The sequence below is a fragment of the Chryseobacterium sp. StRB126 genome (assembly GCF_000829375.1).
Lineage (GTDB): Bacteria > Bacteroidota > Bacteroidia > Flavobacteriales > Weeksellaceae > Chryseobacterium.
In genome coordinates this window covers 5148360-5169455 of the sequence record NZ_AP014624.1, presented here as the reverse complement: position 1 = coordinate 5169455, position 21096 = coordinate 5148360, and the positions used below count along the sequence as shown (strand labels likewise).

At 34.4% G+C, this 21096-nt stretch carries 14 protein-coding genes and 1 pseudogene; 4 read left to right on the top strand and 11 right to left on the bottom strand.

Going from position 1 to position 21096, the window contains the following annotated elements; all coding sequences use genetic code 11:
- Nucleotides 1-14: 14 nt before the first annotated feature.
- The 3 genes and pseudogenes from CHSO_RS23375 to tsf all read right to left on the bottom strand — a co-directional run bounded on the left by CHSO_RS23375 (nucleotide 15) and on the right by tsf (nucleotide 7315).
- On the bottom strand, nucleotides 15-2873 hold the full coding sequence (locus tag CHSO_RS23375) for a T9SS C-terminal target domain-containing protein (protein ID WP_045501211.1): 2859 nt from the start codon (nucleotides 2871-2873) through the stop codon (nucleotides 15-17).
- A 78-nt stretch (nucleotides 2874-2951) separates the two neighbouring features.
- Nucleotides 2952-6212, bottom strand: a complete 3261-nt coding sequence (locus tag CHSO_RS23370) for a gliding motility-associated C-terminal domain-containing protein (RefSeq protein WP_052480706.1) — start codon at nucleotides 6210-6212, stop codon at nucleotides 2952-2954.
- Between the two features lie 277 nt (nucleotides 6213-6489).
- Nucleotides 6490-7315, bottom strand: a pseudogene (gene tsf, locus CHSO_RS23365) (translation elongation factor Ts).
- 143 nt (nucleotides 7316-7458) lie between these two features.
- Here tsf and CHSO_RS23360 point away from each other — a divergent pair.
- A complete protein-coding gene (locus CHSO_RS23360) occupies nucleotides 7459-8223 on the top strand; it encodes a DUF6759 domain-containing protein (RefSeq protein ID WP_045501209.1) in 765 nt (254 codons plus the stop codon).
- 56 nt (nucleotides 8224-8279) lie between these two features.
- Here the strand turns inward: CHSO_RS23360 and CHSO_RS23355 are convergent, their stop codons facing one another.
- Together CHSO_RS23355 and gltX are read right to left on the bottom strand one after the other, a co-directional pair.
- Nucleotides 8280-9236 carry an acetyl-CoA carboxylase carboxyltransferase subunit alpha gene (locus tag CHSO_RS23355; protein WP_045501208.1) on the bottom strand — a complete coding sequence of 319 codons (957 nt, stop codon included), beginning with the start codon at nucleotides 9234-9236 and terminating at the stop codon, nucleotides 8280-8282.
- A gap of 49 nt (nucleotides 9237-9285) precedes the next feature.
- A complete protein-coding gene (gltX, locus tag CHSO_RS23350; RefSeq protein ID WP_045501207.1) occupies nucleotides 9286-10794 on the bottom strand; it encodes a glutamate--tRNA ligase in 1509 nt (502 codons plus the stop codon).
- Nucleotides 10795-11259: 465 nt separating this feature from the next.
- Between gltX and CHSO_RS23345 the strand changes: the two genes are divergently transcribed.
- Nucleotides 11260-12012: a hypothetical protein gene (locus CHSO_RS23345; RefSeq protein WP_084221055.1), complete on the top strand. Its 753-nt coding sequence runs from the start codon at nucleotides 11260-11262 to the stop codon at nucleotides 12010-12012.
- 119 nt (nucleotides 12013-12131) lie between these two features.
- On the opposite strand, the gene CHSO_RS23340 is transcribed toward CHSO_RS23345, so the two are convergent.
- Nucleotides 12132-13175, bottom strand: coding sequence for a glycosyltransferase (locus CHSO_RS23340; protein WP_045501206.1), 1044 nt, complete (start codon nucleotides 13173-13175; stop codon nucleotides 12132-12134).
- Between the two features lie 373 nt (nucleotides 13176-13548).
- On the opposite strand from CHSO_RS23340, the gene CHSO_RS23335 reads away from it, so the two are divergent.
- Together CHSO_RS23335 and CHSO_RS23330 are read left to right on the top strand one after the other, a co-directional pair.
- On the top strand, nucleotides 13549-15624 hold the full coding sequence (locus tag CHSO_RS23335) for a glycosyltransferase (protein ID WP_052480704.1): 2076 nt from the start codon (nucleotides 13549-13551) through the stop codon (nucleotides 15622-15624).
- A 26-nt stretch (nucleotides 15625-15650) separates the two neighbouring features.
- Nucleotides 15651-16427, top strand: a complete 777-nt coding sequence (locus CHSO_RS23330) for a class I SAM-dependent methyltransferase (RefSeq protein ID WP_052480703.1) — start codon at nucleotides 15651-15653, stop codon at nucleotides 16425-16427.
- Between the two features lie 16 nt (nucleotides 16428-16443).
- On the opposite strand, the gene CHSO_RS23325 is transcribed toward CHSO_RS23330, so the two are convergent.
- The 5 genes from CHSO_RS23325 to CHSO_RS23305 form a co-directional block, all read right to left on the bottom strand.
- Entirely contained in the window at nucleotides 16444-17394 is a 951-nt protein-coding gene (locus tag CHSO_RS23325) for a glycosyltransferase family 2 protein (protein ID WP_045501205.1), read from the bottom strand.
- 6 nt (nucleotides 17395-17400) lie between these two features.
- Nucleotides 17401-18399 (bottom strand): hypothetical protein, encoded by a 999-nt coding sequence (locus CHSO_RS23320; protein ID WP_045501204.1) that lies wholly within the window; start codon nucleotides 18397-18399, stop codon nucleotides 17401-17403.
- A gap of 2 nt (nucleotides 18400-18401) precedes the next feature.
- On the bottom strand, nucleotides 18402-19199 hold the full coding sequence (locus tag CHSO_RS23315) for a DUF5672 family protein (protein WP_045501203.1): 798 nt from the start codon (nucleotides 19197-19199) through the stop codon (nucleotides 18402-18404).
- A 3-nt stretch (nucleotides 19200-19202) separates the two neighbouring features.
- Nucleotides 19203-20453 carry an ornithine--oxo-acid transaminase gene (gene rocD / locus CHSO_RS23310; protein ID WP_045501202.1) on the bottom strand — a complete coding sequence of 417 codons (1251 nt, stop codon included), beginning with the start codon at nucleotides 20451-20453 and terminating at the stop codon, nucleotides 19203-19205.
- 196 nt (nucleotides 20454-20649) lie between these two features.
- On the bottom strand, nucleotides 20650-21081 hold the full coding sequence (locus tag CHSO_RS23305; RefSeq protein ID WP_045501201.1) for a hypothetical protein: 432 nt from the start codon (nucleotides 21079-21081) through the stop codon (nucleotides 20650-20652).
- Between the last annotated feature and the right edge of the window lie 15 nt (nucleotides 21082-21096).

The following is a 21096-nucleotide window of genomic DNA, read 5'->3' as shown; positions in this document are numbered from 1 at the left end:
ATAAATCTGAATGATTATTCTCTGTTTTTTACCATAATCCAGCCAGTATATTTTATTTCTGTTTTTTCTTTGTTAGATTCATTCCATGAAACGTGATACCAGTATGTACCTGTTACAAGCTTTTTGTCGAAGTGTCTTCCGTCCCACTTGTAATTGTTGAATTTATTTCCGGTAAATATCATATTTCCGTATCTGTCATAGATGACAAAGCTAAGGTTCTCTTTATAAGCAAGATCACTGTAATCGATATAATCATTGATGTTATCCCCGTTAGGAGTGATAGCATTCAATAAATTAGGAACTGTAACTTCTGCCGAAATAGGGGTACAGTTATAAGCATCTTTTACGTAGAATCTATGCTGGCCTCTGCTTAATCCTGTGAAAGAATTAGAATCTTGCCAGTTGGTAGTTCCATCCACAGAATATTTGTAAGGAGCTTTACCGCCTGCCACAATTACTGTAGCGGTTGTGTTATTAATTTCAATTTGTTGAATAACAGGATCCTGTGCTTTTCTTACTCTTACTACCTGAGTAAGGAAGCATCCGTTTTTCTCAAGAATTACACTGTATTCTCCTACACCTACGCCTCTGATTCCTGAGCTGGTTGCTCCTGTGCTCCATTGATAAGAATCATATCCAGTACCTGCTTCCAGATCTGTTTTATCATCAATACAGATATATTTATCTACAAGAATAGGGGATTTTTTAACGGGAATTGGAATAAGTTCAATTTTAGCAGTAGCAGTACATCCCTGCTCAGTAGTAATCTTAACATATACAAAACCTCCTGTTGCAGGATAATTGACTGCAACTGTGGCTGATATTTCATTGATTCCTGCAGTAAGATCCTTTAATGTGCGGTAATATTTTTTTGTGGCATTTCCATAATCTGTAACGTTGGCTTTTGTCAGGTCAAAATAAGCATAAGGTGCTACATCATACCAACAAGCTTTAATAGTGGCATCCTTCACAATGAAAGGGACAACGATCAGATTTAGGGTGACTTCTTCACAGTCCATAAAGTCTGCAGAATCACCACAGAATGTATATACAATTTTATCTGTTCCTTCAAAATTAGGTTTTGGGGTATAAGTAATTGTACCATCTGAATTTATTACCGCTGTTCCATTAGCAGGAGGGGTAAGAATCTTTATCGTACTTATTACCGGAGTCTGTGTTGAAGAAGTGAACGTTGGAGTAATGATCTTGGTAGAACAAGCCGGTTCTTCTTTAGTGGTCTTCTTTAAACAGTTGGTTACTTTATAAGGAGCTGTTACAATTGATTGACATGCTCCCATTGTTACTTTTACAGTATAATAACCAGGCTGTGTTGGCAAATAGGTAAAAGTAGTTGCTCCGGAAATAGGAACGTCATTAAGAAACCATTGGTAGGTATCATAGCCTTCCTCTACTTGCAGAATAATTCCAGGAACACAGTCTCCTGATTTTTTATTGATAAAAGGAGTTGATGAGAATCCTGCAAAATATCCGCCATACCCGGCTGAACTAAATCCTCCGTTAATTCCGGCAGTTACTGCTTTATTAGAGGTAATGGTGAGGTTTGGAGGGAAGTTTGCTACTGAATAGGTTACCCATTGGGAATTTCCTGTTAAAGGGTAGGGGCCCTCAGCTGCTGTAGGGGGAACACCATTTACCATTACAGTAGCTCCCGCTTCAGTTAATATATTAAGCTTTAATTTGATAGTAGAAGTACCAATGCCTGGCATTTCATTGATTTTACCAATTTCATCAATTTTTCTTGGCAAGAAACAGTTCAATGGTGGAATATAATTGAATCCATTGGTGGCATCACTATCATCAATTCCAATAAATTGATAAAGGTATACATTCTTGGATGTGGAAATAAACATGTTAGAATGAGCTCCTCCAGATTGAGGTGCATAGCTTGGCTCATTGATTCTATACCAACCACCCTCATTTAGAGTGGCAACAGGCGTGCCTGATCCGTTGATGTATACTTGAGTATTATCTTCAGTGGCAATAATAAGACCTCCTTCCATATTGGAGTCTGGCTGTGTAGATCTGGTCTTTACCATGGCGAATGTATTCCCTAATTTGTCTACAGGTACAGCCTGGTCAAGAATAGGATCAGAACCATCTAGAGTAGCATTAGGATCGGTAAGAGGAGTTGGGGTTGAAAAATTACCGTTACAGCTACCGTTGGTAAGTGTTACTGGTTTAGAGGCAACAATCTTGGCACCAATGAAGCCTTTGCTATTGGCAGCCGCATCCTCTACTTTTCCCGCAAAAATAAAAGATTGCCCTTTCTTTAAGACAAACGAATAGCTTTGAACAGAAAGGTTTCCATTAATGAATTTTAATCCGGGAGTATTCCAGCTTACGGTAACAGAGGTATTGTCTTCAGTAGCTAGAATCCCTGCTGTAAAATTATCTGTGCTGGCACCTGATGATGTAGGAGTTCTTGTATTGGGGCTGGTCGCTACATAAAACTTAGTACCGATACCTGCTCTACCTTTACTGGTAATAATTTCACCATGGGAAATATTTGCAAGTCGTAAACTGCAATAGAAAGGTCTTTCTGCTTTCAAATAAAGCCCTTTTGAACCTACAACAAAAGCATCAGTAATACCGTTGGCAGAGATAAGGGTCTCATCCACATCAAATGTTTTTGGGTCTCCTTTAGCGATGGTAACGGTGCCGATTACGAGATTGTTACTAAGTATTTGTACGGCAAATGGGGTGGTAGAATCGGTAGATAGATATACCTTATTTTGGAAACCTCCAACAGGGTTCGTATAATAAGGAGCTATCCAGTGTTCAGTATCCCTTTGCGCAAAGAGAGTATTAATTGTAAAAAAAATTAATACCAAACTGAGTAGAATTCTTTTCATGTGTATGGAATTAGGATTTCTACAAAATTAAAATAAAAAATCAAATACCTTTAATAAAATGTAAATAAATGTTTAAAATTATTCTCTATTTTTAATTAAAAGCCATCCTGAATACGAAACTGGTAATTGGGTGTCTGGTTCAGCCCATTTTATGACATACCAATAAGTTCCTGTAGGAAGACTTCTTCCATTTGATTTTCCATCCCAGATATAGTTTTTGTCAGAAGATTTATATACAGGATTTCCATATCGATCTGAAACTTCTATGGATACATTCTGTTTTATTCCTAATTCTGAATAGTTCAGGATATCATTAATACCATCTCCATTGGGAGTAATGGTATTGATAAGATTAACAATCAGGAAGTTTTTGGTTACGTGGCGGCATCCATCCGAACCTAGTACATATACGGTATGAGTACCTCTGGATAATCCTGTAAAAACATTGGAAGACTGATAATCAAAACCATTTAATGAATACCTGTAAGGAGGGGTTCCGCCTGTTACATAAACAGTTGCTGTAGTACCGGAAACCTCTATTTTTGAAATAACAGGAGACTGAGCAGTATTAACTTTTACATGTTGCCGGTATACACAACCGTTAAATCCAAGATCTACATAATAATTTCCGGCAGAAGCGCTAATACTTGGGGTGGTTGCTCCATTACTCCATAAGTACGATGAAAAGCCAGGCCCTGCATCTAAAAGAATTTTTTCATTGGAACAAACGATCTGATCCTGAAGTGTGGCAGATTTTTTAGGTGTTTTTAAAGAAAGTATTAAAACACCCATATTAGCACATGCTGTATTACTTTGGAATCTTATATAAAAAATGCCGCCTGCAGAAGTAATAATCTGTGATGCCGAGATGGCATTAGTTCCAGTCTGTGCATCGGCTGCGGAAGTATGGAATGATAAAATAACAGCCGGATCAACGGTGAACAAACCTTTATAATCATTCAGGTTTACAGGTTCAGAACCGGTAATATCATTATCACAGACATCAGCGTTAGCATTATTTGTAATTAAAGTAACTTTATTTCCTATGGTAAAATTGATCTGACCAAAAACCGGTGGACAACTTCCTGTATTCCCTGTTGCTCTTATGTACACTGTTGTATTCACTGTATAAGTCCAGTTGGTAGGAAGTGTATTGTTATTTCCTGCAATGGCATCAGCCTGGTTAAGGTAATATTTTACAGTAGAAATAGCCGAATTGGCAACTATTAGTGGTGTAACATTATCAAAGTTGATAGGTACACTTCCATCAACATCATTTCCACAGCTATTAGCATTGAAATTGGTAGTGTTGATAACCGGGATAGGGAATGTATTTAAAGTAATAGTAGCTACTTTTGAACATCCATAAGAGGTTACATTGGCATAAACATTTCCTGCAGGTCCTGTATAATTCAGCGGATTGGCAATAGGACCGGTTAAATTAGCATTGGTGAAATAATCAACCGTAACTCCGGGAGTTGAAGTAATGCTAGCAGCCTTCAGGTTGTAAGTTCCGTTTCCATTAGCATCTGCACAGGAAAATTGAACATCATTTGTGACTTTCAGTACATGAGTATTTACTACAATTTTAAAATATTCAAAGGCAGCAGGATTACCATTTCCTTGAATATAATAGGTAAATGTATCCGTGAAATCTGTAGTCATACCCGCATTTGGAGTATAAGTAATTTCTCCTGTTGTTGGATTGATGGAAACGGTTCCATTGGTAGGTTGCACCATAATACTTGTATGGGCCGGAACTACAGATTGAGTTGAACTGCTAAATGATGGGGTAATTACCTTTGTGTTGCATGAACCAATATCATAAGTTGTGGTTGTGATAGGTGGACATGTTGCGTAATCATATTCTGCTGTAAGTCTGGTTTCACAGCTGTTTTTGGTGATTTCACAGGTATAGATCCCTGATCCGTATAAGTCTGGATTGATAGTAGGAGTTGTAGCACCAAGGATTTCCGTACCGTTACGATACCATTTATACAGATCATAACCAGGTTCTACCTGTAAAAGAACACCGTTATAGCAGTCTCCTGTTTTAGTAATCACCGGAATGGATGAGAATCCTGCAAAGTATCCACCATATCCTACAGCTCCGTTTCCTGCTGCTATACCTGCAGTGACAGGTTTGGTTGAAGTGACTGTAATGTTACCTGTTACACTGGGAATAGAATAGGTAACCCAATTCGGATTTCCGGTAACAGATGCAGGACCATTGGCTGTAATAGGGGTTCCGTTAACAGTTACTGTAGCTCCTGTTTGTGTGATGATATTGAGTCTTGCATTAAAGGAATCATTTCCTATTTCATCAATGGATCCAATTTCATTAATTTCTGTAGGTAAAAAGCAACTTAAAGGCGGGATGAAGTTCATTCCTCCTGTAGCATAAATATTTCCGGTAGAAGTCCCTGCAAGGAGTTGATATACATATACATTATTGTTTGCGGAAATGCTCATGTTGAAGTTTCCGTTAGCCTGACTCACATAATAGGTCCCCTGTACCAGATAATGTTCTCCGACATTAAGAGTAATGCTGTTAAGAGGATTTCCGTTTACTGTAAGTTTAGTATTGTTTACGGTAGCAATTACTAAAGCGGCTTCCATCCCTGAGTTGGCTGGTCCGTTCCCTTTTACCATTACGAAATCTTTACCCAATCTTTCAACAGGAACAGCCTGATCCATCAATACATCCACATTGGTACTGTTCTTTGTTGTATAGATACTGTTAAAATTTCCATTGGTTACAGATATGGGTTTATCAGCAACAATCTTTGCACCTACCAATCCTTTTAAGTTATTAGGGCTTAGATTACTCTGTGCTTCAATAATATATGATTTTCCTTTATTGATAACAAAAGTTCTTGATGGTGCTGATACTAAGTCTGAGAAAATAACATTCTGATCATATCCGGATAAGGTTACAGTAGTATTATCTTCCGTAGCTGTAATTCCAATCGTGGAATTTACATAAGGTTTGGCTGATGTAATGGGTGCTACTCCAGCAAAGAAGGTTTTTCCAATGCCGGCTAATCCTTTAGAGGTAATAAATTCTGCCTGATCCTTCACTACAAATCTATAGCTGGCAAAAAACTTCTTGCTGCCTTTAACATGTAACCCCATTGAAACAGATTTAAAGAGGCTGGACGCTGCGGAAGCAATCATCATATTATTGGAAATAGACTGTTTTACAGGATTTCCTTTGCTGAGCTGTACGGTAGCGATTACATTGTTGTTATTAAAGACCTGTACTGTAAAAGGTACTGTTTCATTAGTGGAAAGGTAAAGATACCCTTTTGGAGTACCCTGAAGGTTACTTGCAGACATAGGCGCAAACCAGTGTTCCGTATCCAATTGGGCATTAACTAATAGACAAAAAAAAGTGCAAAAAGTCAGTAGAAATTTTTTCATGCGTTATTATAAGGGCCGCAAATTTAAGTATTAATAATCGCAATTTTATAGAAAAAAAACTTGCTTTTCTGGTTTACTGTATAATTGTTTAAAATTTAAAATTCACTTCATTTTGTGTTCATATTTGAGAATGTAAGTCCATAAAAAATCCCGGTGAATTTTTCACCGGGACTATATATTCTAAAAAGCTGGATTATAAGCTTACTCTTATAAATCCTGTTACTTTTAGGTCTGCATTTACAGATTTTACATAGTCAGCAACTGAGATACTAGAATCCTTGATGAAATCTTGGTGTACCAAAGTGTTGTCTTTGTAGAATCTCTGCATTTTACCTTTTAAGATATTGTCGATAATGTTTGCAGGCTTACCTTCTTCAGTAAGTTTGTGTCTCTCGATCTCTAATTCTTTGTCGATAGTTTCTTGAGAAACTTTAGTTTCGTCAAGAGCGATTGGGTTCATTGCAGCAGCTTGCATAGAAACGGATTTAGCAACTTCATCAGCTCCGTCTACTTTTGCAGAAAGTGAAGTGATCGCAGCAATTTTGTTTCCAGCGTGGATATAAGCTCCTAGGAATGGTCCTTCGATTCTTTCGAATGTACCAATTTCGATTTTTTCTACCGATAACACCTGTCTGCTCAATCAATTTCTCAGCAACAGTCATTCCGTGGAAATCTGTAGCTAATAATTCTTCTTTAGTAGCAGCGAAGATTGCCATTTCAGCTAATTCGTAAGCTAGTTCGATGAAAGCTTCGTTTTTACCAACGAAGTCAGTCTCACAGTTTAAAGAGATGATAGCACCTAAAGTGTTATCTTCATTTACTCTTGCGATTACAGCTCCTTCCGTAGATTCTCTGTCAGCTCTGTTAGCAGCAACTTTTTGTCCTTTTTTTCTAAGGATATCTACCGCTTTTTCGAAGTCTCCTTCAGCTTCAACTAGAGCTTTTTTGCAGTCCATCATACCTGCACCTGTTTGGTTTCTTAATTTAGCTACGTCTGCAGCAACTGGTGTATAAGACATAATATCTATTATTTTTTATTTAAGATTAGTATTAATTTTTAGCTTAATTTTAAAGCAGTGCAAAGATAATGATTTTAATGATAAACTAAAAAACGACTTTTCACGTTATTAATATATTTAATACTATTTTAAAGATTTGATTAATGAAAAAAATCTTCCTTCTCCTTTTTATATGCATTTTTTCCCTTGGTTTTTCTCAGAAAAAGAAAAAAACAAAATCTAAAGCTGTTGTGGAAAAAGAAACCGTGATTATTTACACGGAGCAGGAAGCTGAAGTCTCAAAAGAGACAAGAGTGATCGCAGGCTTCATTAAGCAAAACCCGGGGCACGCCCGAAATGACTTCTTTAAAAAAAGGCTGATGGAAATTATCATGGCAGATAATTCGCCTGAAGCTAAACCTACAATAAAGCCGATCAGCAAAGAAAAAATTGAAAATATTGTTAAAAATAATGAGCTGAACAGTGGTAAAGTAATAGCTGCTAATAAAGCATCCACGGCAAATAATACCAAGAATACAGATAAAGTAAATAATGCCATCAATGCATTGAAAGAAGAAAGGCTTGCAAGCTATGCTTCGGTGAGTGCTGTAAAAAGTGCAGGTTCTTCAGCAAAATCAGAACCTAGTGAAGCCAATAAAAAAACAGCAGCGATGCTTACACATCTTTTTAATAATGATATCAATAAAAATGAGGCTTATATCAATATTAAAAACAGATCAAGCTGTAATCTGATCGTGAAAATAAGCGGTAAAAAATATTATAATTTAAGTGTTCCTGCCAAAGGAGAAAACTTTATTTTGATTGATAAAGGAGAATATGTTTTGACTACAATGGTATGTGATGCAAAATATTCTTCACTAAAGAAAATAACTCAGGATGTAGAGATTGCTCTCAATGTTGCTGATTAACGAAGAAGAAAACTAAAATAAAAAAGGTTAAGAAATTTCTTAACCTTTTTTATTTTTTATCCTTTAAACTGACCCATCGCAATGAATTTATCCTGTCTCTGGGTTTCAAGCTCCTGTCCTGTAAATTTAGAGAAAGCTTTGATATTTTGTAAAATAGAATTTTTCAAGTTCAAATAAGTGGTCTCCTGATCGTAGTGAGCACCTCCAAGCGGTTCCTCAATAATACCGTCAATGAACTTTTCTCTTAAAGCATCCTGTGGAGTAAGGTTTAATGCATTAGCTGCATCTTCTTTGTGATCCCAGTTTCTCCATAAGATAGAAGAGCAACTTTCAGGAGCAATTACGGTATACCATGTATTTTCCAGCATGTATACTTTATTACCTACACCTATTCCTAATGCTCCACCACTTGCTCCTTCTCCAATGATGTAAGTGAAGATTGGAGTCTTAAGCTGAACCATCTCAAAAATATTTCTTGCAATAGCCTCACCCTGTCCTCTTTCTTCAGCTTCTAATCCTGGATAAGCTCCCGGTGTATCCACTAAAGTTACTACAGGAATGTTGAATTTCTCAGCAAGCTTCATGAGTCTTAAAGCTTTTCTGTATCCTTCAGGATTTGGCATCCCGAATCTTCTGTGCTGTCTTTCCTTTGTAGTTCTTCCTTTTTGAGTCCCTATAATCATCACTCTCTGACCGTCCAGGGTAATCAATCCTCCAATCATTGCCGGGTCATCAGCGAAATTTCTGTCTCCATGAAGTTCTAAGAAACTGCCTTTGTCTGCCATCCCATGAATATAGTCCAAAGTATAAGGACGATCCGGGTGGCGGGACAGTTGTACTCTTTGCCAAGGTGTAAGATTGCTATAGATTTCTTTTTTCTTTTCTAAAATCTTATCCTCAATCTGGCTGCATGCTAATTTTACATCAACACCACTTTCTTCTCCTACTAAAGAACATGTCTGGTATTGGTCCATCAATTCTTTGATAGGAAGTTCGAAACTTAAATATTCCATTTCTTGAAGTAAATTAAATCTTTCAAATGTATGAAAAATTATGGTAATTCTATTTAAAATTATTTATAGCATTGCTTATTCTAGCTATACTTTCCTCTTTTCCAATGATTTCCAGAATGTCCGGAACATCTGGTCCTTTCAATTCTCCTACTAAAGATAAACGAAGTGGCATCATTACTTTACCCATTCCCAAACCTTTGTTTTCCGCAAAATCATGCATAGCTTGCTTTAAGGTCTCTGCAGCAAAGTCTGTAGATGCAAATATGGTAGCCAATTCTCCTAAAATAGCAGATGTTTCATCATTCCATGCTTTTTTAGATGCTTTTTCATCATAAGATGTGGGTGCCTCAAAGAAGAATTTCCCGTTTTCGTAGATGTCTTTCGGGAAAGTAGCTCTTTCTTTCATCAGAGGAATTACTTTTAACAGCTTTTCATCTGAAGCATTGGAAAGATCAAGATCTGAATTTTTAAGCATCTGAAGAAGCTCTTCATCCGATTTCATCTGAATATACTGGTGGTTGAACCATTCAGATTTCTCTTTGCTGAATCTAGCGCCTGCTTTGTGTACTTTATGAAGATCAAATTCTTTAGCCATTTCATCCAAAGAAAGAACTTCTTTATCATCTGCTGGAGACCATCCTAATAATGCTACCATATTGATGAATGCATCAGGAAGGTAACCATTTTCTCTGTATCCTTTGGAAACAATTCCTGTTGCAGGATCTTTGAAATCAAGCGGGAATACCGGGAATCCGAATTTATCCCCGTCTCTTTTACTTAGTTTTCCTTTTCCTTCCGGTTTCAGAATTAAAGAAAGGTGTGCAAACTGTGGTGCTTCCCAACCCATTGCTTCGTATAACAAGGTGTGTAGTCCCAAAGAAGGTAGCCATTCTTCACCACGGATCACGTGAGAAATTTCCATTTCGTGGTCATCAATGATGTTGGCGAAGTGGTAGGTTGGCATTCCGTCGTTTTTTACCAGAACTTTATCATCTAATGTATTGGTGTTCACTGCTGATTTTCCACGGATGATGTCTTCAAGATTCAATACTCTGTCTACAGGCATTTTGAATCTTACCACATAAGGAGTTTTTTCATCCAATAATTTCTGAACTTCCTCTTCAGAAAGAGCAAGACTGTTTCTTAAATGGTTTCTGGTTTTATTATCATAAGAGAAAACATCTCCTTTTGCTTCGTATTCTGCACGAACAGCATCCAGTTCTTCTGCCGTATCGAAAGCGATGTAAGCATAATCTGTTTTTAAGATCTGTTCTGTGTATCTGTCATAGATATCTCTTCTTTCAGATTGTCGGTAAGGGGCAAATTTTCCTCCTTTCTTAGGACTTTCATCAGGGATAATTCCACACCATTCTAAAGCTTCCTCAATGTATTCCTCAGCTCCTTCTACATATCTTGCGGTGTCTGTATCTTCAATTCTCAATACAAATTCTCCCCCTTGATTTTTTGCAAAAAGGTAATCATATAATGCAGTTCTTACGCCTCCCAAATGTAAAGGTCCGGTAGGACTTGGAGCAAAACGTACTCTTACTTTCTCCATTTCAATTTTAATTTTTGCAAATTTACTTAAAATTATGCGTTTAGGAGATGATTTATGACCGTGTATTTTCCGATTTTTACTTTTAAACCTGTTGTACATTTAGCATAAATTGATTTTTATTTTCTAAATCAGAAAGTTTTAGGCTCTAATTTATTTACCGGATTTGTATGGCTGCAAGTTTTTGTCAGTTCTTTTTTCATTTTTTCTAAATGGATAAGAGGTATATTAAAATAAATTTCTGAGTTAAGCTTCAATTATTTTTGTTGAAAGAAATCCAGAGTCAATGCTTTTTGTTGAAATTTCTTTGAAGTAGAGAAAATAAATTTGTTAATATTTTGTATTAAGAAAAAGGAAAGTTCTTACCATTGAATTTTTGTTAGCTGTGCGAGGTACTTTTGGAGGGTAGATAGCAAAAAAATGATTTTTATTATATATCTTTATATATTAAAATATATCAATTAAATTATGAGAAAAAATTTATTTGTAATGTTTGGTCTATTTGCAAGTATTTGCATTATGGCCCAAAGTTTTACACGAGGGACTAATTTGATAAAAGATAGAAGGTATGAATCTCAAAATGGACAGTATTTTCTGACTTTTCAAAATGATGGAAATTTGGTGGTTTACAATCGTAGAAACCAACCGAAATGGGATTCTAAAACACAAGGCGAGGGTACGAGAGCAATTTTTCAGGACGATGGCAATCTTGTAGTTTATAATTACTCAGGAAATGCTGTATTTAGTACAAATACAGTTAATAAAAATGCGACCAGCCTTGAAATGCAGGACGACGGTAATCTGGTAATTTATAATAGAAGAAGAAATGCATTGTGGTCTTCTAATGATAATTCTAATGGAAATTCTAATAATACCGGAAGCTATAGTAGAGGTAATATTTACAAAGGATTTAGATTTGTAAAAGGCGAAAAGATATATTCTGAAGATTATAACTATTACTTAATTTTCCAAACAGATGGTAATTTAGTAATGTATAGTAATGGAAATAAAAAAGATATCTGGTCTACTGCAACAGCAGGAAGAGGACGAAGTGCTATTTTTCAGGACGATGGAAATCTGGTAGTTTATGACTCTTCAAATAGGCCTGTATACAGTACAGGGGTAAGTTCCTCAAATATTGATAGACTTTCAGTTCAGAATGATGGTAATATTGTGATATACAACAATAATGGCAGTATAGTTTGGGCAAATAAAAAATAAATATAGAAAATAGACTGACCGAAAGGTCAGTCTATTTTTTTTGTTCGAACTTTATTGTAGTTTGATGAATATATTTTATTTCACAGGTTTTACTTTTTACAAAAACTAATTTTGTAACCTCATGAAATTATCTTTTCCCATATATTGATCCAATCTTTTGTCTCATTTTCCAGCGAATAATTTTCTAAAACAAATTGTGATGCTATTTTACCCTTTTCAAAAAAGAGATCTGAATTCGTACTATATTCCAAAGCGTAATGTTCCAATTTCTCAACGAAATCAATAATATTACCTTCCTCAATGAGGCAAGAAAATTCTTCTTTGAAATATTCTTTTCCCCCTTGCCCGGAATATCCAATTACAAAACACCCGCAAGACATAGCTTCTATAGGAGGAAGTCCAAAACCTTCTCTATGGTTGAAGCTTAAGAAAAAAACAGATTCTTTTAAATGTTGTGCAACTTCTTTTTCATCCATATTATCAATTGGAAAAAACTCCCAATCATTCAATTTTTTGCGTGCTTTTATAATGTTAATAATCTGCAAAGAATCCTCAGAAAGTTTCCTTGGCATAAAAGCAATTTTTCGCTTTTTTTTATTACCAAAATTAAAGACTTCAGTATCAATTCCTAAACGTGCTTTATATAAATTATGTGAAGGGAAAACAAGATCAAAGTACTTCTGCGCATTTTCTGATGCTACAATAGTTCCCATACAGTTTTTACTTAAATAAGGGTTTTCCTCATTATAATCATACCCGTAACCCTGAAAAGTATAATAACAATTCTGATTAAGGATTACATACTGATGATTGGGAATGGTTTTATGAAATGATTTTCCATATATTTCCGGAAAAACAAATAGTGCATCTTTCTCTATTTGAGGTGAAAAAAAACAGTGAAAGAAAATTTTTAATTTTTCGTATAAACTGTTTTTATGATTTTTAGAGCTACTGCTGTTTTCAATATTCTTAATAAGCTCATAATGATAAGAAATCTTTGTAAAAGGATACCAAATATTAGCTTTTTTCTTATTTTTCTTGAGCAAGACAGCAGCATTATAACCGTGATTGTTTAGAATATTTACATATTTGTAGATTTGCTTTATACCCCCAAACGGCACAGAAACTGATGGGCAAATAAAATATATTTTTCTTTCTTTCATAATAATATGAATACTTTTTTTGAACTAATCTGTTGGTAATTCTTTTTATAAAGATCTGCCTGAGTAAAGAAACGATCTCTGTTTAATAATTTGTATTCTCATTTTCTTCATTTCTCATTTTTGTATTTCTTAAACATAAAAACAGTTTTGTAATGTATTATAAAACTTTTGAGCTAATGCAATTCCGAACTATATTTTTACAAGAATGATATCTTACAACAATTCTATTAATATCATCATAATATACTTAACAGAAGTGAAAATATGGATAATCACAGGGTAAAGATAACAGGCTTATTACTATCATAATTTGTAATAAATGCTTAATTTCGTTTCCTTAATTGGTTAGATCCAACAAAATAATAAATTTAAAATGGGAATTAAAAGATTTTTCAAAAATAAAATAAAAGACTACAAATTCATAAAAAATAAAAGGAAAATCGAAATTAATCATTTTGATCTTGATTTCTTTAAAAGTTATGAATTCAATTTAAATACCGATTCCCATACGCCTCAGGTTTCTATTATTATTCCTGTTTATAATCAAATCAGATATACCCTTAACTGTCTTTATACCATTGAACAACATGATCTGAATGTTTCCAGAGAAATTATCATTATCAATGACAATAGCTCAGATGAGACTTTGGAATATCTGAGCAAAATCAAGGGAATTACAATTATTAATAATGCTGAAAACCTTGGTTTTTTAAGAAATGTCAATAAAGGGATTCAGACTGCGAAAGGAGAATATATATACCTGCTGAATAATGATACGGAAGTTCAGGAGAATTATTTAAGCTCACTTCTTGAGGTTTTTGAAACCAAAGAGAGGGTAGGAGCTGTAGGATCAAAAATGATTTTCGGGGATAATACGCTTCAAGAAGCCGGCTGTCTTATATTCAAAGACTGTGAAATTGTAAATCTTGGAAGATTCAGTTCTATTGATGACCCATCTTTCAATTTTTTAAGAAAAGTGGATTATTGCTCAGGATGCAGCCTGTTATTTAAAAGACTTGACATCAATGGGAATTTAAACTTCCTGGATGAAGAATTCTTGCCTGCTTATTATGAAGAAACCGATTTCTGTCAGCGACTGAAATATGTACAGAATTTGGATATCTATTATCAGCCGAAATCTGAAATTCTTCATTTTGAAAATATCAGTTATACAGGGAAAAACTCCAATAAAGAACTATTACTGGAAAAGAATGCCAAAAAATTTAAAGACCGCTGGAATTCCAGATTTGAAGGCGATAAATGGCTGAAGATCGATCAAAAACAACAACTTAATGTCTATAAGAATTTCCAGCAGCCTACAATTCTTTTCCTTGAAGAATCTATGCCTAAATATGATCAGGATAGTGGTTCAAGAAGGCTGGATGAAATTTTCAAAATCCTTATTACCAACAACCATAAAATATTGTTGGGGATTCCTGCATTTAATGAAACAGACAAGAAATATATAGAATATTGTGAGTCTCTTGGGATTCAGGTATTTCAGGATTATGTTACACCCAAAAATAAGATCGTTAAAATTAATGACCAAATCATTGAAAAGTTACCTCTCATTGACTTAATATGGATTTTCAGACCGAACGGGTTTAAAAATTGGCATAAAATTCTAAAAAGTCATATCACCAGACAAAAACTGATCTATGATATGGTAGATCTTCATTATTTAAGGGTTGAAAGGGAAAAGGAATATATGCCGACAACACCGAAAATGGAGAAAAAAAATCAGAAGACCAAGGAGCTTGAATATTCAGCGATGCGGACTTCTGATGCAGTGGCAGCCATCAGTGATGTGGAAAAAGGAATTGTTTCCCAAAATGGAATCGATATTAAAAAAGTACATGTAGTAAGTAATTTCCATACACTGGATCAGGTAAATAAAAACGGATTTGCAGATCGAAAAGGGCTGTTGTTTATCGGAGGTTTCAGACACCTTCCCAATATCGATGCATTAAAATTCCTTGTAGATGATATCATGCCGCTGGTCTGGGAAAAAAATGACTCCATTTTTGTGAATGTTATTGGCCCTGAACTGTCAGAAGAACTTACCCGTAAATACAGTTCAGATAAAGTAAGAATTCTTGGATATCAGGAAACAGTTGATGAGTGGTTTGACTCCTCCAGGGTATTTGTAGCTCCTTTACGATATGGAGCCGGAGTTAAAGGTAAAATAGGTCAGGCTCTGGAATATGAGCTACCCATTGTAACAACACCAATAGGAGTGGAGGGGATGAACCTTCAACACAGTGTTCATGCACAGGTAAGTGATATCAGTGATGCACAGGCTTTTGCCGATCATATTCTTGAATTGTATTCTAATGAAGAAATGTGGAATAGATTAAAAGAGAATTCAAAGAAGGCTTTATATCCTTTTTCAAGAGAAGTACAGGGGAAAAATGTGCTTAATTTAATCTCATCACTGTATAAGAAATAAAATTGTTTGCATAAGCTTGAATGATCATGATTAATTATATAGAAAAACAATTAACTAGAGTGGGTTTCAGTTTTATATTTTGTAATGTTTGTGGAAGCATTAGGAAAATCAAAATACGAACGAATAATCTAAGAGAAGACGCTACATGTAAAAAGTGTAATTCCATTTCCAGAAAAAGACATTTGTCTAAGGTTATTTTAGAGTTAATAAATCGGAAAAATAATACTTCTTATAGCAGTCTTAGGGAAATAAGTAAAGATTCGGGATTGAGAATTTATAATGTTGAATCCAATGGAGCCCTACATCATTACCTTAAACATATTGATCATTATATTTGTAGTGAATATTTTGGACCTTATGAAACACATGGTAAAGAACAGAATGGAATTCTTAATGTAGATTTAATGAATATTCCATTTGATGATAATACCTTTGATTTAATTGTTTCAACAGAAGTTTTTGAGCATATTCCGAATCCTTATAAAGCATTCAGTGAAGTCCATAGAATCCTGAAAAAAGGAGGTTCACATGTATTTACAGTACCCTATTATGAAGATAAAGAAAATGATGAAGTTAGAGCATTCTTAGATGGTAATAATGAAATTGTTCATCTCATGAAACCAGAATATCATGGAGATCCCATAAGGAGTGATGAAGGTATTCTTGTGTATACAATTTTTGCGAAAGAAATGCAGAAGAAGCTAGAGCTTATAGGGTTTAAAGTAACTCTCAACACAGAACGAAATATAATAAACGGAATTTTAGGAGACAATAATATTGTTTTTATTACAACAAAGCTATAAAAGTAAAAAGGAAACATTAGAGTCTCCTTTTATTTTTTAAATCGGTAAGAAACAAAATGGCTGATCTTACGGGAAAGTGATTCTTCATTAATTGTACTTTCTCCATATAAATACTTTCAATTTCCTTCATGTTATTTTTTATCATTTGATGATGATGAGGCTGGATCTTTAGGTACAGCTGATTTTTTTTATAACTGCTGCTTAAGCGTTTTATATATTTGGAAAGACCTTTAAAATCCTGAACAAGACCAAATGTACGTTTAAGAAATAATAAAGACTGGTCATTTTTATCAAAAAATACACCTCCAATTTGTTGATGTTTATGAATCCTGTAGTAAAAGAGTTTTTCATCAAGCATTACGAAAGAATCTTTTTGAACAGCAATAAAAGCAATCCATTCATCATGATGAAGACCTTCAGAGTCCGGAATGGGCATAATTTCCTTTAAAAAAGACTTTCTTAAAGACATTGATGCTCCTGTTGCAATATTGGTTACTTTAGAAAGAGTTTCCTTTATACTGAGGTTTTTATCAGCTGATTTTGCAATAGCAGGAAGATCCCAGAAAGAATACATTTCCTTTTTTTCACCATCATCAGTGATGCAATAACCATTTGTAGCTATTACATTGATATTTTCATGTTTTTTAAAGTAATCTAAATGTATCTTAACTTTATGATCAGCCCATATATCATCCTGATCACTTAGGAAAATAAATTCATTGCTACACAGAGAAATGGCTTTTTCAAAATTTTTTACACTCCGAAGATTATTTTCATTAGTGTAGATTTTGAAAATGCTGGGGTGTTGCTCCTGGTAAGAATTTAAAATAGAAATAGTAGAGTCTGTAGAGCCGTCATCACATATAATAATTTCATCTATTGGAACCGTTTGGTTCAAAATAGAATCGAGCTGGTATTTTATGTATTTTTCTCCGTTGTAGGTACAAAGAGCAACTGAGGTTTTCATGGAGCCTTATTTATTAAATTGACTGAATAAAATTTGGATCCAATTACTAAATGAATATCTCTGATAAGTTTCTTCCGAAGATTCAATATAATCCTCTGCCAGGAAATTGGTAATTTCAGACATATTATCATCATTCAGCAGAAATATATTACTAGGGTTGTAAAATCTATATCCCTTCACTAATTCATTATTAGTGATTAATTTTTTTCTGTACCCTACAGCCTCAAAAACCCTGAAAGAGAGTCCTTTATGCATAGTGTTTTGAAAGTCAAGAATAATTTTTGAAGCTTTGGCATTTTTCATGTTTTCCTCAAAACTCATTCCGGTTCTTGTGAAATTTATAGGATATTCCCGATACTTCTTGATATGCTTTTCTTTAGTATAGATTACATTGATATTGGTTTTCAGTTCTTTTTCCTGAAATAATTTAGAAAGATTGCAAAGCTCTTCAATACGATCCTTCATAAAAGTTCCTACGAAGAAAAGATCCTGTTTTACTTCTGATTTTTCGGGCAAATAATCAAAATAAAAATTGTGGATATGCTTTGTCTGCGGATACCTTATAGTGTCTCTTTCATCAAATACAAAAAAGCTGTCAAAATATTTTATGGTATTTTCTGCCAAAGGAAACCTCTGCATTCCGTCCCATTGGTAAGCCACAGTATAAGTGCTTTTTTCCTGAATTTTGGACAGAACATTCTTACTGAAAAGGTCAGGGCGTATCACAAGGGCATAATCTGCATGGCTGATTTTATCAAGAAAAAACAGCTGGGGGTGTTCCTTTTTTTCGGCTAACATTTTGGCTTTAAAGGTCCTGTTGTTGCTGAATGCCTTTTTATAAATATGAATTAAAGACTCTTCTGCACTCAATTTTACTTGCGAGCAATCATGCTCTACGGTAAAAACTTTAAAACCAAGATACTCAAGATTTTTTTTAAAAACCTTTGGTAGCCCAAAATGATTGGGGACAGCTAATATGATACTTTTATCTTTAAAGTCGTTCATTGTTATATTGAATATCCTGCTTTAGAAAAATAAGGTCTCCAGAAATCTTTTTCCTTATTCCATCTATGGCAGCCAAAAGGAAGTTTTCCTTTATTGATGTTCATTGCTTTCTCCTGTTTGTTCTCAATTGAGAAGAGACAGGCTTCTTTATAATTAGGTTTAGAAAAAATTATACCATTTCTTTCAGGCTCGATACTAAAAAATACATCTTCGGCGTAAAATTGACCTGTATTTTCAGGTTTTAAGTAAATTTGCACTACCTTCGGAAGGTTTTCAAGTACTTCTATAAACTTTTCTCTTTTTCTTAAAGATAGCCCTCCATTTCCTACAGCGTTATAAAGAAGAGATTTGTCTTTTTGCCATTTCCCATTCCCTTTAAAGTTGGTTATTCCTTTAAACTTAGCAATGGTTTTATCAAAAAATAATTTAAAAAAAGGAATATGTTCCGAACTCCGTATCCAAGGAGCACCAATATAATCGTAGTTTTTTTTGCACCAATTTATAAGATCATCTTTAAATACAAAACAGTCAGATTGATAAATTAGTATATATTTTTCTGAAAAACTTTTATAAAAATTTACGTCCATCATAAGTTGATTGTATCCAAAAATATTTTTGAAATAATGGTCATCAAAACTAATGAATGAAGCATTAAAATCTTTATAGGCATCAAGAGAAAGACTTCTAGGATGTATAAAGGTTATTTTGTAACTTCCTAAAATATCAAATACCTGATTGAGAGAAATAAGGTCATCACTATCAGGTATCTGTTTATATATTGGAATAATAATATCTACCAAAGTTTATTTTGTGAAGGCTAAAATTGTTTTTTCAATAATTTTTACACAATCCAATAATTGCTCTTCTGTAATTACCAATGGTGGTGCTAATCTGATGATGTTACCATGTGTTGGTTTTGCAAGTAATCCGTTTTCTTTTAATTGTAAACAAAGATTCCATGCAGTAGAACTTTCTGGAGTATCATTGATTAGTATGGCATTTAACAGTCCTTTTCCTCTTACTTTGGTAATAAGATCTGTCTTTTCGATAAGTTTATTGATTTCAGCTCTGAAAAGCTGACCAAGTTCTTCTGCTCTTTCAGATAATTTTTCATCAGCTACAACATCTAATGCTGCTACAGCTACTGCACAGGCAATTGGATTTCCTCCGAATGTAGAACCGTGCTGTCCTGGCTTAATCACATTCATGATTTCATCATTCGCCAATACAGCAGATACTGGATACATTCCTCCTGAAAGTGCTTTTCCTAGAATTAAAATATCCGGCTGTACATTTTCATGATGACAAGCGATTAGTTTTCCTGTTCTTGCAATACCTGTCTGTACTTCATCTGCAATAAAAAGAACGTTGTGCTTTTTACATATTTCGGAAGCATTTTTAAGGAAGTTTTCATCCGGAACATATACTCCTGCCTCACCCTGAATAGGCTCTACAAGGAATGCTGCAATATTTTCAGCTTCTCTGCTTAATACTTCTTCCAATGCTGCAATATCATTGTACGGAATTTTGATAAAGCCCGGTGTAAAAGGTCCATAGTTTTGGTTGGCATCCGGATCGTTAGAGAAAGAAACAATAGTTGTTGTTCTTCCGTGGAAGTTATTTTCACAAACGATGATTTTTGCCGCGTTTTCTGAAATTCCTTTTACTTCATAACTCCATTTTCTGGCCAATTTTACAGCAGTTTCTACTGCTTCAGCTCCTGAGTTCATTGGTAACACTTTATCAAACCCGAAAAGAGTAGTGATTTTCTGTTCGTATTCTCCTAATTTAGAGTTATAAAATGCTCTTGAAGTTAAGGCTAACTTTTGAGATTGTTCTACTAAAGCGCCTACGATTTTAGGATGGGAATGTCCTTGGTTTACAGCAGAATATGCTGAAAGAAAATCATAATATCTTTTGCCCTCTACATCCCAAACGAAAACACCTTCTCCGCGGTCCAGAACTACTGGAAGTGGGTGATAATTGTGTGCTCCATGTTTGTCTTCAAGGTCAATAAAATATTGTGAGTTTTTTGTTTGTTCTGCTGTCGACATATTGTTGTTTTTTTACAAATTTACATAATATTAATGAGATTAATAAACAAAAGTAGAGTCGTGCCAAAGGCTGTAATTAAAGTGTATTTTGAGGCTAAATGAGCTCGTAGCGGAAATGTTTTCTTAACGGATAAACTGTTGCAGGTACTCTATCTTTTAAAAAGTAAGTTAAATATAGCTGCAAATCATACATTTTTTAAGGAACCAGATTTTTTCTTAAATATTGAATTGCTGTTCCGTTAGGATTATAAAGCTTGCAGCAGAATACAAGGCGATATTGATAGAATTTTGAATCCAGATTGATATGGCTTACTTCTTTAGCAATCTTCAAAGAGTTTTTCTTTAAAGAATCAGGTTTTATGTCACAGAAATCTTTACTGTACAAATATAAAGTATAGGTGATAGAGTCTTTGTCTTCGATTTCTCTTTCATATTTTGGCTCTCGTTCTATCTCTTCAATATGATAGTCTCTTTTGATTTTTTCAAATACTTTTTCTTCACCATTGTTTTCAATTCTTTTGGACGAACTGAAATAAGTAAGTATAAAAACAGCAGAGAAACTGGCCGCAAAATAGAGCAGGACAGCACCCGTAATTCCGATGAATAACCATTTTAATGTCTTGTTCATGGTTAATTTTTTATC